The following is a 14,600-nucleotide window of genomic DNA, read 5'->3' on the forward strand; positions in this document are numbered from 1 at the left end:
GGAAGGAGGCCCCCCACAACGGGGGCCTTGGAATCAAGGAGGATTCACGTGTCAGCGAACAGAGCAGTTGCGTACAAAGAACCCGGCAAGGTCGAGGTCATCGATACCGACTACCCCACCTTCGAGCTGAAAGACGGGCCGGGAGTGAACCCGGCGAACATCGGTCGTAAGGTGCCGCATGGGGCGATCATCCGTACCGTCGCCACGAACATCTGCGGGTCGGACCAGCACATGGTTCGAGGCCGCACCACGGCTCCTGCGAACCTCGTGCTGGGGCACGAGATCACGGGCGAGGTGGTCGAAGTCGGGCCCGGCGTCGAGTTCGTCAAGGTCGGCGACATCGTCTCGGTTCCCTTCAACATCGCGTGCGGTCGCTGTCGCAACTGCAAGGAGCGAAAGACGGGCATCTGCCTGAACGTGAATCCCGACCGGCCGGGCAGCGCGTATGGCTACGTCGACATGGGCGGCTGGGTGGGCGGCCAAGCCGAATACGTGCTCGTGCCCTACGCCGACTGGAACCTCCTCGTCTTTCCCGACCGCGACCAGGCCCTCGAGAAGATCATGGACCTCACAATGCTCTCCGACATCTTTCCGACGGGATTCCACGGTGCCGTGACCGCCGGCGTCGGTGTCGGCTCCACCGTCTACGTCGCTGGCGCGGGCCCCGTCGGGCTCGCCGCGGCAACTTCTGCGATGCTCCTCGGCGCGGCGGCCGTCATCGTCGGCGACATGAACGCCGATCGACTCGCGCAGGCCAAGAGTTTCGGATGCGAGACGATCGACCTGTCATCCGGCGAGATCGCCGACCAGATCGAGCAGATCCTCGGGGTTCCCGAAGTCGACTGCGGCATCGACGCCGTCGGCTTCGAGGCCAAGGGGCACCACGGCGGAGAAGAGGCGCCCGCAACCGTGCTCAATTCGCTGATGGATATCACTGCGGCTGGCGGGGCCATGGGCATCCCGGGCCTATATGTGACCGGAGACCCGGGCGGCATCGACGAGGCGGCCAAGAAGGGCTCACTGTCGCTCAGCCTCGGCACCGGATGGGCGAAGTCCCTGTCGTTCACGACCGGCCAGTGCCCCGTCATGAAGTACAACCGAGGGCTCATGATGGCGATCCTCTACGAAAGGGTGCACATCGGCAAGAACGTGAATGCGAAGGCGATCTCCCTTGAGGATGCTCCGCGGGGGTACGCCGAATTCGATGCCGGTGCCGCAACGAAGTACGTCCTCAACCCGAACGGCTACCTCGACGCCGCGTAGGCACTGACGTGTGCCGTCGCACCGTGGGGTGCGACGGCACACATCGCGAGGAGGGTGCGTCGATTGCTACGAGGCCAGTCGCATACGGAATACCTAATGGCTGGTCGCTGCTTGGCGCGGCTCGCCAAAATTGGCCCGACACACTTTTTCGAGGTCGGCGAAAGTGATGTTCTGAGGTTGATGCCTCATCCTGCTGATGATCCGGTCGAGCGACGTCACACGAATATCGGTGCCATGAGCGGCACCATTACTTCAAGCCGCGCGTCAGTGCATCCAACGCCGTTCGGCCGCTCAGTGCAGCAGCTGCCGAAGCCCGGTAACGACGGCGGCACCGATTGCCGCAGCGTACCGGTCACGGCATCTGACCAGGCATCCCAGCCGGGGTCGTCATGAAGGTCCCGCACCAGCGTGACCACGGAGACAGGCAAGCACTCGCTGCCGACAGTGGAGATCACAGCCAGGCGTTCCGCGAGCATCGTCGCGTTCGGAATCGTGCTGCTCGTGTTGATGGCGGTGCTCCCCGTGCTGGTGCTGTTTCTTGCGCTGAGGGCCAACACCGGCCGCCGCAAGGTCGAGGCCACGCTCACCAGCTGGATCGGCGCCATGCTCTTCGCCATCATCCCGCTGCGCACCTTCCTGCCCGGGTCGCCTCCGGTTGGCTCCTGGATCGACTACCTCGTCGTGCTCTGGGTGATCGTTGGCCTCGTCACGGGGCTCGCCATCTACGTGCTCGCGATAGATCGCTGGGGCACGAGGCGTGCTTCAGACTCAAACCGCTCAGGTTAGGCTGGCGCACTGCCACAAGCGGCCGCCGAGCGCGCAAGCCCATGCCCCCGCCATCAGCTTGGGAACGGTCATCCGGTAGCGCAGTTCAGATTGAATGTGTAGCCGCCGTCGGAGACAAACCTGTCTTTGCCTACATCGCCACGCTCCCCCAACCACAACGAAGCATCGCCGAGTCGATCGACACCATTGCCGCCCAGACACTCCCCGACCTTCAAAGATCCGTGAAGTGGGGCATGGCCTACTACGGGGTCGGCGACGGCTGGTGCCTCAGCTCCGGCGCCTTCGCCACTCACGTCAAGCTCATGTTCTTCAACGGGGCGACCCTGCTCGACCCGATGCCGCCCGTGACTCCGGTCGGTATGGGCAAAGCGACGCGCGGCGTCGAACTCAAAAGTCTGGGCGACCTCGACGAGGCCCAGGTCGCCGAATGGATGCGACAGATCACCTCAGTGCCTGGGGTTGGCGGCAAGCGACGGTAAGCCCTCGAGCTTCCCGTCGGTGGCGAGCCCCCGGATGCTCGTTGCTCACTTGCGCGCCAGCCGATGCCCGAAGCTCGCTAGTCTCGCTCTGTCAGAAGTGAGTGGACCCGTAGACCGACGCGACCGGCGCAAGCAGAACGCGAACGCGAAGGGCCGCGTTCGGAGTGTGTTGCACGAGCTGCCCTGCCGCGGCAAGCGTCACCGCGTCGACACCGCCAAGGTAGAGCGAGCCGAGCGTTGGCGCCTCGACAGAGACGTCGGGTGCGGCCGAATCGTCGCGAGTCACCGTCGCCCGACCGTCCGCCACGGCGAGCCGGTACGTTCCGTCGGCGTAACCCAGAGCATCCGTGACCTGCAGAACCATCGACCCTGAACCGACATATGCCCGCGCCTCGAATGCCGCCACGACGTCGAGTACGCGAATCCACAGCCAATCTTCGAGCCCCGTCAGCGCGAGCGAACGCCAGTCGGCAACCGCCCAGCGCAGCGGATCGTCGGCAGGTGCGGCCTCCCACTCGATGCGTTCGACCAGGTCGACGGATGCGAGAAACTCCCACAGGCCCAGATACGCGTTGTCGTCTGCTGCCACGAGATCGATCACCTCGAGTGTGTGCGGCGCTGTGTCCCATCCCTTGAACAGGTACGACACGTAACCGTCGACCTGCCCGGCCTCGTCGTAGTGCGCAGCCGCATAGACGCCCGGGTTCGCGTCGTCTTTCTCGGTGGCCGCGCCCATGACACGGTTCCAGGTCGCTGCGTGGCGATCGACCGAGCCGGGATGCGCCGCGTGGAAGGCCGCGAACACCTTCGGGCCCAGGGTGGTGAGGTCGGCGGCCTCGATCAACTCGCACCGGCCGCGGGGTTCGCCGAGCATCCGGAACCGCGTGTCAGTGGTGAGGGCGACGTGGCTGACCCAGGTCGCAACGCCGAAGCCGAACCGCCGGTAGATCGTGGCCTCCGACACCGTGAGGGCAGCAATCGCCATGCCCGCGGCGGCAGCCCCACGCAAATGGTCGGTCATCATGCGGCGCAGAATGCCGTTGCGGCGGTGGGTGGGCCGCACGGTGACGTTGGAGACGAGGCTGACCGGCAGAAGCGTGTTCGGCCCGACGTTCAGGGTGCTTTCGAAGGCGGAGAACGTCGCCACCAGCTCGTCGCCGCGGTAAGCGCCGGTGAGTTGGCGTCGGTCTGTGACGAGATGGTCGGCCGTCCGCGCAAGCTGCTCGTCGGTCGCTCGCGTGTCGTGAAAACCGCGGCGTTCGGCCTGGATCCAGGTATTCGTCCCCGGGTCGGCGGCCGCGGCGGGGAAGGTTCGGAAGCTGTAATCGTCGGTGGAGCCCATGGTTCTAAGGTAGCGGGGCGCCCGCGTCGCGCAGCTCTGCCGCCTCGGTATCACCGAGCATCTAGCTCCGGATGCTCGACAACTGCCCTGGCGGATACGAATGTTCGCCGAACTATTCCGCGGCGGCAGCAACCTTCGCCGCGACGTCAAGAAACGACGGCTGATCGCCCGATGCCAATGGAGGGCCCGGAAACGGTGGGTCGGGAAGCTCCCACACTTCGCCGACCCGGAGAATGCGTAGGTGTATGCCTTCGATCGCGGCGACCCCCGAATCGACTATCGCATTTGTCGCACGAAGGTACCTATCTGCCGACTCCAGACTGCTGAACTCACCAGTGGCAACCCAATGTTGAGCACGCTCCAGTACGCGATACAGCGTCTCTACGCCGTTTCCCGCCGTCGCCCTGGTCAACCCAGACAGGTACTCATTGCGAAGAACTGTGGGAATGATGATCCGATGCATGTTGTGCGGCACGAGTTCACCGTTCATCGCAACCCGAGCCGAGCGACCGTTACCGTCGACGAACGGATGCACTTCACTGACCATGAACATCACGTACGCCGCGCGCTGAAAGGGGTCAGTCAGCGCCTGCCCTTCCTCCCATCCCGCGCGCAGGGTGCCGGGAACCTGCGCCGGTTCAACGAACCTCGTCATGCCGGCCTGATTGGCTTGGACTTTCCACTGGCCCGGGAGCTTGTCTGGGTGGGCGGCCATCATCACGCGGTGGCGGTCTCGCAGAGCATCCATAAACTCGTCTGCAATCGTGAATTCCTGAGACATCTCTGCGTGAGACGAGACGATCTCCCACGTGGAGCGAATGTCGTGGGCATCTTCAGGTTTTCCCACATCGGCATCGTCGAATACGACACGTTTCGCCTCATCGACGGTCAAGGTTGACCCTTCGATGTAGTTCGAAAAGTACGCCTCGTAAAAGGGCACGTACGACGAGCGAGCGACATCGTCGACAAATCGTTGCACTAGCGGCATGCGCTGCAGATCGGCGGCGACCTGGCGAAAGAGCGCAACACGAGCAGAATCGAAGCTTTCACCTCGTTGCGCTGCACTCAATGCTCGCGATCCGGTCGCTACGGTTGGCCCAAGCCCGCGGGCTGCGTCGACGTACCTGCGAATCGCCGCCACGGCGATGGTATTCGCGTCACGTGAGATCTCATCGAGCATGTTGTCGATCTGGCGAGGAGTAGAGGTTGTGACGATCTGGGCAACCTTGTCGTGTAGTTCGTCCATCGTCAGCCGACGGTTGATGGCGGCAGGGCGGCCCCTCTGCTCGGCGTTGTCGATGAGCGCACGGGTTCGACTCGATCCGAACAGTTGACCAGACCTGTCAAGTGGCACGTCATCAGACCGACGGTTCTCCGTTCGGCCGTCTGGATAGACCGTCAACCCGGGCAGTACAAGCGGGGATCGGCTCGGATGCGATACGAACAGTCGACCGGCGATCGGTCGCAGATCGAAGGCGCTCCGGTCTGCAATGACAGCGGTAGGCAACATCCGCCCGACGATCTCTCGCCAGTGCCGCTCGACGACCTTCTCCAGACTGTCCCGAATTTCGTCGGTCCATACCCCTCGAGCTACGGGGACGATGTTCCCGCTGGCGATCCGACGAGCACGCGCGCTCGCAGAGCTGAACGCATCTGCGAATAAGATAGCCACGCTTTACTCCGGTCAGTACTCTGCGTAATTAGGGCCCCGAGAAGTCGGATCGGTTACTTCTCTGCATAAATACTACCGCCCTTCGGTCACTTGTCTGCATAAAAGTAGGGGCAGCGACTACTTTCCCGCGTAAAAGTCTCGGCTTCGATGGCGGAGCGTCCTTAGAAACCGAAACGTGGAATGAACCGCCCCAGGTACTCCCCCAGCCCCTCATCCTGCACGAACACGTACGTCCCCCGAATCCCGCGCGTCAGCAGCACCGCATACACATTGCGAACAAAACGCAGCAGGTCCTCGTCGCTGTACACCACCCCGAGCTGGCGGTTGTTCTCCTTACCCTTCGTATCGAAGTACGACCCCCGATCGACGAACAGCTGCCCAGCGACCGGGTCGTACCGCAGATCCCGCCCGATGATCACCCCGGCATAGTTCAGGTCGTACCCCTGCACCGTGTGAATCGACCCGACCTCCTCAAGCGACCCCGGCGACGCGATCCAGTCGGTCTGCGTGCTGTTCCACCGCAGCTGCACCCCATCGATCTCGATGTCGAACGCGGCGCGATCGCCGCGGCTCTTCCACTCCCACGCATGCCCGGCAAGAAGACGCGAAAGGCCCACCTCAACATCCCGCGCCCTGACCGCCGCCTGCATCGCCGCAACGCTGTCGAACATGCGAAAGTCGTACCCCTCGAAGTCCTGTGGATGCACAGCCTCACCCAACACGAACGCCGACGTGTGACCCCCGCCGAGCATCCGCCTCACATACCCGACGTAGTCGTCGCCAGCAGCAACCCGCATTTGCGACATCAGCGGATACAACCGCCCACCAGCCCGAGCCGACCCCACCAACTCCTCGAGCAACTCCGAAGGAACATCCGCCGGCCGAACGCTCTGCGCAGCATCCACCAGAACGATCTGATGCCGACTGCGCGCCTTGATCCAGTCGAGCTGGGTCTTCGACGTGTCATCGCTGCCGAACAGCGTCTCCGTGATCTCACGAAACTTGCGGTTCTGCACCCCCGACGACTCATTCGCCCGCTGATTGAGCCGATGCGCCTCATCGACGAGCAGCAGATCGAAGACCTTCTCGCTCTCCCCGACCTCGAACGCCGTCATCACCATGTCAGGATGCAACCCCGGCGTCTTTCGAAACACTTTCTTGATCGACTCCCGCAACGACTGCTACCGCAAGAGTCACGCCGGTCGAACATAGAGGTAGCGACTAACTACTCGAGTGGGCGACGAGACGCCACTGACGATCGTCTCTGGCGCGAGCGTCGCCGACTCTCCCGAAAGGTCGAGTTCGATACTCACGCCCCCGTTCGCAAACGCGGCCGGTGACACGCATGCTGCCGCCGCAGATGGATGATCGGCAGCTCTAATCGCAACGAGACAGATATTGCCGCTCGAGTCGACGGCCGCCCAATAACGAGCCTCACCCGAGTCGCCAACGAATCTCGAACTCGACAGATCTGCCCGCGCCTCAAATCCGACCAGACCCGGCAGAGCGTCTTGGTCATCCGCGGGTTCACTGAACAGCGGGAGCGCTCGCTGAGCATCGGTTTGTGATGAAGCACATCCCGTCAACCCGGCCAGGAGTACCGCAGTTCCCAAACGCAGTGCCAGCGGAGCCCGACCAGTCAACCGCAGCACCTACCCGCCCTCTCATCACCCACATCAGAAAAACTTCGTCACTTCGTTGATTAATTCTCAGCTTAGGGTTTAGGGTTCATCCGGGTCAACTCAGCGCCCGCCAGCACAATGGAAAGGTTCAACGATGAATCCAGAATCCCTCGAGCAAACACCCGCCAGGAACACCTTCAGCAGACGAAAGGCCGCCATTGCCGCTTCGCTGTGTGGAGTAGCGCTCACCGCGGTAGTCTCGTTGGCACCTTCAGCCGTTTCGGCATCCTCGCCAGACCCGGTCGAGACCTGGAAGCCTGTTCTTGGTCTCATTGCGACATCTCAGGGTCAGCTGGATCATCTGCCGAGTTACCTCGTCTCGGGCGAGCAGGCGTTCGAGAGTGTCGATTTCTCGACGACTCACGCGCTCGGCTCGACAAACGGCACGAAGCTCTGGGCGGCACTCAGCCCTGACGGCAGACTCTGCGTGATTGTTGACATGAATGACTCGGTGCAACTTGCTGGTCTGAGTTGCAGCACTCCTGAAGAGTTCGCGACAGCGGGCCTGGGCATACAGGTCGCCGATCGTTCAAAGGCGGTGCAGGCATACCTCCTCCCCGACGGCTACGTGAATTCCTCTCATCCAGAACTGATTCCTGTCGGCACGAATGTCGTAGTCGCCGACCCCTATGCCGGCCAAGCCAACAAACTGACACTCAGCCCTGGCCAGAATTCCGCGCCAGCCAGCGCGCCCATCACGCTCCTGGCGTTTCCGGCTCCGGAGGCGTTCTAGATCAATGACTCGACGACACACAAGCTCAATCGTTCCCGCTTCCTGCATTGCAGCGTTGGCAATAACGGCAGCGCTCTTCGGCGCCGGCTCGTCGCTCTCTGCTGCTGCGAGCGGCAGATCGAACTACTATTCGGGCTCGAGCTTCTACAACGAGACGCACTTCACTAATCGGGTAGCAACGACCGGTGGAATCGTGGGCGTCGACGGCGGAGGCCTGATCGCCCGCTTCACCACGCAGGGATGGGGCTCCGCAAGCGGGGTCGGCTTCGTGGAGGCGACTCATTCGCGCGTCTCGAACACGCGTCAGTACTGCATGTGGACCCTCGGCGGCTACATCGCTGGCTCTGCCACTCTCGACTGCGAATACAAGAACTAGGAGACTCTTATGCCAAAAAACGCCAGCACTTCGACAGACCGCCAACGCACAATCACGTCCCTTGCAGCGTCTCTAGTTGTTATTGCCTCGGTAGTCGGCGCGGTCCCTATGGCCGCCTACGCTTCATCTCAGTATTGGAGCGGTTACACCATCGAGAACGAGATCAAGTCCCCTGGGCATCCAAGCATCACGGGAGGAACCGGCACCGAGTACGCAACGCTCCTCTACTCGAATGTCACCACGTCGGGCTACGGCACCGTGACGTCCGGCAGCGGCGCCACGATTGTTCACTCACGAACGACGAATCTGCATTACTGCCAGTGGCGTGACGAGCTCGATATCTTCGTCGGAGGCACGAACCGACTCACCTGTTCGTACTTCGGGTGACTAGGGCAAGCAGACGAATCAGGGGACGCTAGGCGACGAAAGAGCCGCTCCCTAATGTTCGCCGCTCGAGTCATTCTGCTCGGTCAGTTCCATGGTGTTCGCCGGCTTCTTCTTCGATTTGAACAGCCCCGCAACACCTCCGCCGACTGAGCCAGCGGCACCGGCGATCGCGCTGCCGGCACCCTTGACGGCAGTGAGGGCTCGAGGCTCATCGGGTATGCCGTCTCCGTCGATATCGATGCTCTGAAAGGAACGCCCAACAGTGCCAGCCGCAGTTGCGACTCCGGTGCTAGCCGCAACGGCAGTGTTGGCGACGCCTCCTCCGATACTGGTGGCAGTGCCAGTGATCCAGGTTCCAGTGGACTTTGCAGCCTCCTCCAAAGCCGCGATTGCACGATTCGGCTCGCTGTCGACGTCGTCCTCAAGCACTTCCTTCTCAGGCACAATCAGGTGCGCAGGGAATACATCGGGCGCAGGAGTGAATGCCGCCCGCGAAGCTGCGACAACGTCTCGGCCGAACACAAATCGCGCAACGCCCCCCACGACAGCGCCAACCCCATATTCGACGGCCGCCTGTTGTTTTCCTGAAAGGCCAGCGCGCACCGTGTCCAGTTGACCTGTCTGAATGGTGCGAACGAGACTCTGCGCAGCCCCCGCCGGCAAGGTGTCGGCCAGCGTATTTGCCCAATGCGACCAGTCTTCGCGGCCATCGGCGATGCTCTTGCTCAGGCTGACTGTATTGTCCGTCGAGACAGTCGCGACGTCCGCAGCCATGATGGCAATCTGCTCCTGACCGACTCGTTCGTTTGACAGCCCGTAGACGAGGGTGAAGGCCTGATCGTGATCCAGGTTCATTCCGTGGATGTCGGCGATGGCAAGCGCGAAGACCGCTGTAATCTCGAACTGCAATTGCTGGTCTCCCGCGGGGATGAGCGCCACTACTCGCTGAGCCCCGGTTGTCGCGACACCCAGCGCCATGCCTTTGGCTGCCGCCTTCGCCGCCTCTTTCGCCGCGCTTTTCGCAACCTGCTTGCCTGCCTGTTTGGCAGCATGCTGGCCTGCTGCTTTTGCACCGCTCGCCGCGGCCCCACCTAAAGGAATGAGGCTGATATCGATATTTGCGGCAATTGCTCCGGCAGCGATGACAGCGCCAGCTGTGCTGATCGAGGTGGTGTAGTGGCGTTCGAGTATCCGGATGATCTCGGCAGGGGTTGCTTCCGGATTCCGTCGGCGTAGCCGCATGACGTACTTTCGTGCGATCGAGTGTCTGGCACCGATCGCCTTCGCGATCTCGCGAACCGCGTCGTCTTCGACGAGTTCCGCTTCAAACACGACATCATCGCTGTCGATATCAGACACTGTTATTCCCCCTGTATTGCGCGCATCCAGCATCGGACGACTATCGCCGCATCATTTACGCGTAACGCGATCAACCCTTATTGTGTGAGTTCGCTCACCCAGTCTCCCCGACAGCGGGACTTTCCCCAACATTTCGATCAGGCAGGGGCACCGCCAGCGACTAGTCCGGCGATCTCCACAACGTGGGGAACGAGGTCATCGAGGTGCTTGATCCCAACGTGCCGGCGCTCGCTGACGCGCTCCCCGACCTTGGTCGTAGTGTTGAAGATCTTGCGTTCGGAGACGCCAGTCAATGCCGTCGTCCTAGCGAAAGGATCGCATGGCTTCGCATCATCTGTCATCCGCTATTCAACGAGCAGCAGATCGAAGACCCTCTCGCTCTCCCCGACCTCGAACGCCGTCATCACCATGTCAGGATGCAACCCCGGCGTCTTTCGAAACACCTTCTTGATCGACTCCCGCAACGACTGCTGCGGCACCACCAGCCCGAACGACAGCCCCGCCAAAAGCTCCGGATACCCCCCAACGAAGAACTCCGCGAACAACGAATCACTGTCGAACTCCTGCGCCGGCGGTGCCTGCTGAATATCGACCAGCAACTTCAGCATGTAGATCGCAATCACGGTCTTGCCGGTGCCCGGCTCCCCCTGAATCACCGACGTACTCGTCGCCGTCGACTCCAGATCAGCGAACAGCCCCTCGAGAATCCCCTCGACCGCGACCGCCTGATCCTGCGTCAAAGCCTTGAACGGCGACAGCTTGAACAGGTCACTGTTCTCGATCTCAGGAATGCTCCGGATGAACACACCATCGCTCTTCAGCTGCTCAAAAACCTGCTCGAAACTCTCCCGGTACCGCTCCCGCTCGTAATACTCCGACTCGGTGATGCCGTCGTTGCGATTGAGCACCTGATACACGCCATCGCCCGCGAGCATCCGGATCAGGTACGACTCCAAATCAAGACACACTGACTTGTTGAACGTCTCATCGATGATCACCCTCACCGTCGTCAAGTGCTTCTTCGCGTCAGAGTCGAGGTGCTGACGTATCCGTGCAGCGGCGTTCAGCGATTCGCCGACATACACGTCGCTGACGTTTTGATTCCGGATGCTCGGCCGCCCTCGAACCGCACCCGCATTGTCGAGCACATAAACCACAGGCCAGTTCTTATTGCGGCGATCAAGCGGTGCCCAGGCGCTGATCTCTTCGCTCGTTAGCCCAAACGACGTGATGTCAAAGGGCGTCATACTTCGCGCTTCGCCCTCGTGACTTCTCGACCGGATACTTCTCGCGCGTGATGGCCAGCTTGTCGCGCACTATCTGATCTGGATCCGCCCCGATCCGCTGCGCAAGAAGCATGCAATATGTCAAAACGTCAGCCAGCTCTTCACGCACACGCTCGACGTCAGCCTCAGCGCTCCATTGGAAGCACTCCAGCAACTCCCCTGCCTCGATCGCGATGCTCTTCGCGAGGTTCTCCGGGCTGTGGAACTGCGCCCAGTCCCGTTCTGCGACAAACGCGGCGAGCTCGTCCTGAAGCGACCAAACGACCATGCCGTCACACTAGCAGCGCAGCGCGCCCGCCTAACCCTGGGCCTGGCCCGTGAATGCAACGGCTAGCGGGACGTACTCACCAACGGCTCAAGGCAAGACTCGATACATCTACTCGTTCCCGGACCTCTTTATAGCCATTGCGACGCCGTGTGGTCCGAGACCAGTCAATTCCTGAACCTGAACCCACGTCGCACCGTCGGCTAGCGCTGAACGCATTCGTTCATCTCGGATTCTCATGAGCCGCTCACGCTCCTGAGTTGCTTTTCGAAGAGCCTCAACCGCCTCGCGGAGTAGGCGAACCGATTCTTCCATGAAGCCACTATACAGACTGAGAAATTATCACTATAATCGTTATAGCATCAACTAAGAGGAGCTACAAATGTCTGCGATGCCGAGCGGCACCTTCGCGCTACCACCCGTCGATGATCTTCAGACGCTGGCATTCGAGCTTCGCAAAGATCATTTCGAGCTCATCGACGGGCTATTCCCCCTCGAAGTCGTAGCCCATGTCATGGCGGCAATCATCGCTCTCGAGGCAATCGTTCAGATTTTGAGGGCTCAAGGCTGGCCAGAAGAATCTGCAAGTGAGTCAAAAGCCTGAGCCCAGATTGGTCGAATTTGGGCTTGCCCGAAGCGCCTGCCAAGGCGGTCTGCCATTCCAAGTTACAGTGTCAGAAGTACCTGGCATGGTGTGCTGGTGATCAAAATTACGGAGCAAGAATTGACGTACTCGAGCCTCAGCGTTCTAGAAATCTGCGCGGGAGCGGGCGGCCAGTCTTCCGGTCTCGAAAAAGCCGGATTTCGTCACGAGCTCGCGGTCGAAATCGACAAAGATGCTGCCGCCACACTCCGATTGAATCGCCCTGAATGGGACGTCCACGAGGGCGACGTCCGCGAAGTTGACGGAAAGAAGTATCGAGGAATTGATCTTCTCGCCGGTGGCGTTCCTTGCCCGCCGTTCAGCATGGCCGGCAAACAGTTGGGTGCAGACGACGAGCGAGACCTCTTCCCTGAAGCCATCCGCTTAGTTGGAGAAGCTAGGCCAGCCGCGGTGATGCTTGAAAACGTACGCGGACTTGCATCTCCACGGTTCACTCCGTACCGCGAATCGATCCTCGATCAGTTGTCCAAGCTTGGTTACCGGGCAGACTGGCAACTTCTTTATAGTTCGGAGTTTGGGGTGCCGCAGTTGCGCCCGAGATTCATTCTTGTGGCTATAAAGGGCGCAAAATTTGACGAATTCGAATGGCCCGGTGCGGTTGGAAGTCCAAAGCTGGTGGGAGAGACTTTGCTCCCTTTGATGAAAGCCAACGGATGGCAAGGCGCAAATGCGTGGGCGAAACGAGCTGCCAGCATTGCCCCCACTGTCGTTGGCGGATCCAAAAAACACGGTGGCGCGGACCTAGGCCCGACTCGGGCAAAAAAGGCTTGGCTCGCTCTAGGCATTGACGGAAAGGGGATCGCGGATGAAGCTCCGTCGGCTGAGCATCCCGCCACCCACATTCCTCGCTTGACTAACCCAATGGTTGCGCTCGTCCAAGGCTTTGACCCTGAATGGTCATTCGCTGGAAGGAAAACTTCGACGTATCGCCAGATTGGAAACGCATTTCCACCTCCTGTAGCACGCGGGGTGGGAACATCCATCGGGCGTGCTCTCGGAGTTACCGCGCTGAAGACCGAACGCGCATTGCGCATAGTCGCCTAGCCGCGGTCGGCAGGACGTTACAGTGCAGCTCGACGATCTCGGAGGCGATCCTGGCCTTGAGTTTGTGATTGACGCATTCAAACGAGCCGATCCGACTGGCGAACGCGCTGGGCGCATTTTTCGTGCCACCTTCGATCAGCTTTACGATGGGCAGCGGACCGGCCGATACCGCTGGGATCAATTGTTCAAGACTGAGAAGACCCACTATGGGACATTGATTGAAATCAACCTTCGTCGGGAGTTCGACGACATTCTCGATGACGGCGAGGTTCTCGACTTTAGGGTCTCTGACTACGAGCTGGACTGCAAGTACTCGTTTCGGTTCGGCGGCTGGATGATACCGCCAGAGTGTTTTGACCAGCTCCTGCTGGTAGCAACCGCGAACGATCAGACATCTGAGTGGGGGCTTGGGGTTGTGCGAGCTTCCGAGGCGCATCGTCGACGCGGCGTAAATAGGGACGGCAAAAGTGGGCTCAGCAAGCTTGGCACCACAAATATTCATTGGCTGCATTGGGGCGCGGAGCTCCCGCCAAACGTCTTACTCCAAGTGCCGGTTGAGGTACAAGATGCCATCTTTCGACCGACATCTGGGCAACAACGAGTGAACCAGCTATTTCGGCTCGTGTCAGGGCGCAGGATAGGGAGAAATACAGTCGCGACGGTAGCGCAACAAGATGATTACATGAAACGTGTCCGAGAAAATGGCGGCGCCCGCTCCGCTCTCGCGCCCGAGGGTTTCATCATTCCAGGCGGCGATTTTGAAAGTCACCGAATGATTGCTCGGCGTTTGGGCGCCGAGGTCCCACAGCCAGGAGAATTCGTCAGCATACGGCTCGTACCCGCAAGTGAAGATGATCCGTTCGTGGTCGAGCTGGATGGCATGCGTTGGCGCACCGGCGGCGCAAATGAGTGGAAAGGATCTCGCGCGCCTTCGCTACCCACGACGCGACGCTAGGCACATCGTTTTTGCTGCGAGAACTTCCGTACTGAAATTCGACAAAGCGATTCCTGTGTGCCGGAAGTTCCTGAAACAATTCGATGTGATTCAGGAGCGGAACCCAACATAGTCAACCTTGAGTACCTGGTTGACGAACTGCCCCTTCGACGAAGACCTGACGAACTCTTCCCACACATGCTCTGGGACACCTGGATATCTGTAGGCGCCGGATGACCGAAAAACAACCCAGACTTCCTCATACTGTTGGTCATAACCAATAGCTTCTACGTTGGAGCTTTCGGGAGTCGAGATCATCTCAGGCATG

At 60.7% G+C, this 14,600-nt stretch carries 18 protein-coding genes; 10 read left to right on the forward strand and 8 right to left on the reverse strand.

The window, feature by feature from the left end; translation table 11 throughout:
- Positions 1-48: 48 nt before the first annotated feature.
- From fdhA to JOE66_RS13810, 4 genes are all read left to right on the forward strand, one after another.
- Positions 49-1,263: a formaldehyde dehydrogenase, glutathione-independent gene (gene fdhA, locus JOE66_RS13795; protein WP_205110329.1), complete on the forward strand. Its 1,215-nt coding sequence runs from the start codon at positions 49-51 to the stop codon at positions 1,261-1,263.
- A 234-nt stretch (positions 1,264-1,497) separates the two neighbouring features.
- On the forward strand, positions 1,498-1,656 hold the full coding sequence (locus JOE66_RS13800) for a hypothetical protein (RefSeq protein ID WP_205110331.1): 159 nt from the start codon (positions 1,498-1,500) through the stop codon (positions 1,654-1,656).
- 15 nt (positions 1,657-1,671) lie between these two features.
- Positions 1,672-2,049: a DUF8686 domain-containing protein gene (locus JOE66_RS13805; RefSeq protein ID WP_205110333.1), complete on the forward strand. Its 378-nt coding sequence runs from the start codon at positions 1,672-1,674 to the stop codon at positions 2,047-2,049.
- Between the two features lie 41 nt (positions 2,050-2,090).
- Positions 2,091-2,528, forward strand: a complete 438-nt coding sequence (locus JOE66_RS13810) for a DUF1801 domain-containing protein (protein ID WP_205110335.1) — start codon at positions 2,091-2,093, stop codon at positions 2,526-2,528.
- A 91-nt stretch (positions 2,529-2,619) separates the two neighbouring features.
- Here the strand turns inward: JOE66_RS13810 and JOE66_RS13815 are convergent, their stop codons facing one another.
- From JOE66_RS13815 to JOE66_RS13825, 3 genes are all read right to left on the reverse strand, one after another.
- Entirely contained in the window at positions 2,620-3,870 is a 1,251-nt protein-coding gene (locus tag JOE66_RS13815) for a GNAT family N-acetyltransferase (RefSeq protein WP_205110337.1), read from the reverse strand.
- Between the two features lie 112 nt (positions 3,871-3,982).
- Positions 3,983-5,542: a Fic family protein gene (locus tag JOE66_RS17685; RefSeq protein ID WP_205110340.1), complete on the reverse strand. Its 1,560-nt coding sequence runs from the start codon at positions 5,540-5,542 to the stop codon at positions 3,983-3,985.
- Positions 5,543-5,703: 161 nt separating this feature from the next.
- On the reverse strand, positions 5,704-6,696 hold the full coding sequence (locus JOE66_RS13825) for a DNA/RNA helicase domain-containing protein (protein WP_307827214.1): 993 nt from the start codon (positions 6,694-6,696) through the stop codon (positions 5,704-5,706).
- A gap of 622 nt (positions 6,697-7,318) precedes the next feature.
- On the opposite strand from JOE66_RS13825, the gene JOE66_RS13830 reads away from it, so the two are divergent.
- The 3 genes from JOE66_RS13830 to JOE66_RS13840 all read left to right on the forward strand — a co-directional run bounded on the left by JOE66_RS13830 (position 7,319) and on the right by JOE66_RS13840 (position 8,720).
- Positions 7,319-7,957 carry a hypothetical protein gene (locus JOE66_RS13830; protein WP_205110342.1) on the forward strand — a complete coding sequence of 213 codons (639 nt, stop codon included), beginning with the start codon at positions 7,319-7,321 and terminating at the stop codon, positions 7,955-7,957.
- Between the two features lie 55 nt (positions 7,958-8,012).
- Positions 8,013-8,333, forward strand: a complete 321-nt coding sequence (locus JOE66_RS13835) for a hypothetical protein (RefSeq protein WP_205110344.1) — start codon at positions 8,013-8,015, stop codon at positions 8,331-8,333.
- A 108-nt stretch (positions 8,334-8,441) separates the two neighbouring features.
- On the forward strand, positions 8,442-8,720 hold the full coding sequence (locus JOE66_RS13840; protein ID WP_205110346.1) for a hypothetical protein: 279 nt from the start codon (positions 8,442-8,444) through the stop codon (positions 8,718-8,720).
- A gap of 51 nt (positions 8,721-8,771) precedes the next feature.
- Here the strand turns inward: JOE66_RS13840 and JOE66_RS13845 are convergent, their stop codons facing one another.
- From JOE66_RS13845 to JOE66_RS13860, 4 genes are all read right to left on the reverse strand, one after another.
- Positions 8,772-10,079, reverse strand: coding sequence for a hypothetical protein (locus tag JOE66_RS13845; protein ID WP_205110348.1), 1,308 nt, complete (start codon positions 10,077-10,079; stop codon positions 8,772-8,774).
- Between the two features lie 137 nt (positions 10,080-10,216).
- The gene (locus JOE66_RS13850; RefSeq protein ID WP_205110350.1) at positions 10,217-10,372 is read right to left on the reverse strand and encodes a hypothetical protein; all 156 of its coding nucleotides are present in this window, start codon (positions 10,370-10,372) and stop codon (positions 10,217-10,219) included.
- A 51-nt stretch (positions 10,373-10,423) separates the two neighbouring features.
- Positions 10,424-11,326 (reverse strand): GIY-YIG nuclease family protein, encoded by a 903-nt coding sequence (locus tag JOE66_RS13855; RefSeq protein WP_205110352.1) that lies wholly within the window; start codon positions 11,324-11,326, stop codon positions 10,424-10,426.
- Complete coding sequence (locus JOE66_RS13860; protein ID WP_205110354.1) at positions 11,313-11,633, reverse strand: nucleotide pyrophosphohydrolase; 321 nt, start codon at positions 11,631-11,633, stop codon at positions 11,313-11,315. The genes JOE66_RS13855 and JOE66_RS13860 overlap by 14 nt, the downstream gene beginning before the upstream one ends.
- Positions 11,634-12,012: 379 nt before the next feature.
- On the opposite strand from JOE66_RS13860, the gene JOE66_RS13865 reads away from it, so the two are divergent.
- The 3 genes from JOE66_RS13865 to JOE66_RS13875 all read left to right on the forward strand — a co-directional run bounded on the left by JOE66_RS13865 (position 12,013) and on the right by JOE66_RS13875 (position 14,293).
- Positions 12,013-12,234, forward strand: a complete 222-nt coding sequence (locus JOE66_RS13865; RefSeq protein WP_205110356.1) for a hypothetical protein — start codon at positions 12,013-12,015, stop codon at positions 12,232-12,234.
- A 96-nt stretch (positions 12,235-12,330) separates the two neighbouring features.
- On the forward strand, positions 12,331-13,338 hold the full coding sequence (locus tag JOE66_RS13870; protein ID WP_307827215.1) for a DNA cytosine methyltransferase: 1,008 nt from the start codon (positions 12,331-12,333) through the stop codon (positions 13,336-13,338).
- A 22-nt stretch (positions 13,339-13,360) separates the two neighbouring features.
- Positions 13,361-14,293, forward strand: coding sequence for a NaeI family type II restriction endonuclease (locus JOE66_RS13875; RefSeq protein ID WP_205110358.1), 933 nt, complete (start codon positions 13,361-13,363; stop codon positions 14,291-14,293).
- 90 nt (positions 14,294-14,383) lie between these two features.
- Here the strand turns inward: JOE66_RS13875 and JOE66_RS17850 are convergent, their stop codons facing one another.
- Complete coding sequence (locus JOE66_RS17850) at positions 14,384-14,599, reverse strand: KTSC domain-containing protein (RefSeq protein WP_205110360.1); 216 nt, start codon at positions 14,597-14,599, stop codon at positions 14,384-14,386.
- Between the last annotated feature and the right edge of the window lies 1 nt (position 14,600).

Origin of the sequence: Subtercola frigoramans (assembly GCF_016907385.1) — a bacterium.
In the GTDB taxonomy this organism is placed as follows: Bacteria; Actinomycetota; Actinomycetes; order Actinomycetales; family Microbacteriaceae; genus Subtercola; species Subtercola frigoramans.

Bases quoted from the DNA above. Each gene is read 5' to 3' on its own strand.
- JOE66_RS13830 (WP_205110342.1), top strand. From the start codon at position 7,319: ATGAATCCAGAATCCCTCGAGCAAACACCCGCCAGGAACACCTTCAGC.
- JOE66_RS13865 (WP_205110356.1), top strand. From the start codon at position 12,013: ATGTCTGCGATGCCGAGCGGCACCTTCGCGCTACCACCCGTCGATGAT.
- JOE66_RS13815 (WP_205110337.1), bottom strand. From the start codon at position 3,870: ATGGGCTCCACCGACGATTACAGCTTCCGAACCTTCCCCGCCGCGGCC.
- JOE66_RS13840 (WP_205110346.1), top strand. From the start codon at position 8,442: ATGGCCGCCTACGCTTCATCTCAGTATTGGAGCGGTTACACCATCGAG.
- JOE66_RS13810 (WP_205110335.1), top strand. From the start codon at position 2,091: ATGCCCCCGCCATCAGCTTGGGAACGGTCATCCGGTAGCGCAGTTCAG.
- JOE66_RS17850 (WP_205110360.1), bottom strand. From the start codon at position 14,599: ATGCCTGAGATGATCTCGACTCCCGAAAGCTCCAACGTAGAAGCTATT.
- JOE66_RS13855 (WP_205110352.1), bottom strand. From the start codon at position 11,326: ATGACGCCCTTTGACATCACGTCGTTTGGGCTAACGAGCGAAGAGATC.
- JOE66_RS13860 (WP_205110354.1), bottom strand. From the start codon at position 11,633: ATGGTCGTTTGGTCGCTTCAGGACGAGCTCGCCGCGTTTGTCGCAGAA.
- JOE66_RS13800 (WP_205110331.1), top strand. From the start codon at position 1,498: ATGAGCGGCACCATTACTTCAAGCCGCGCGTCAGTGCATCCAACGCCG.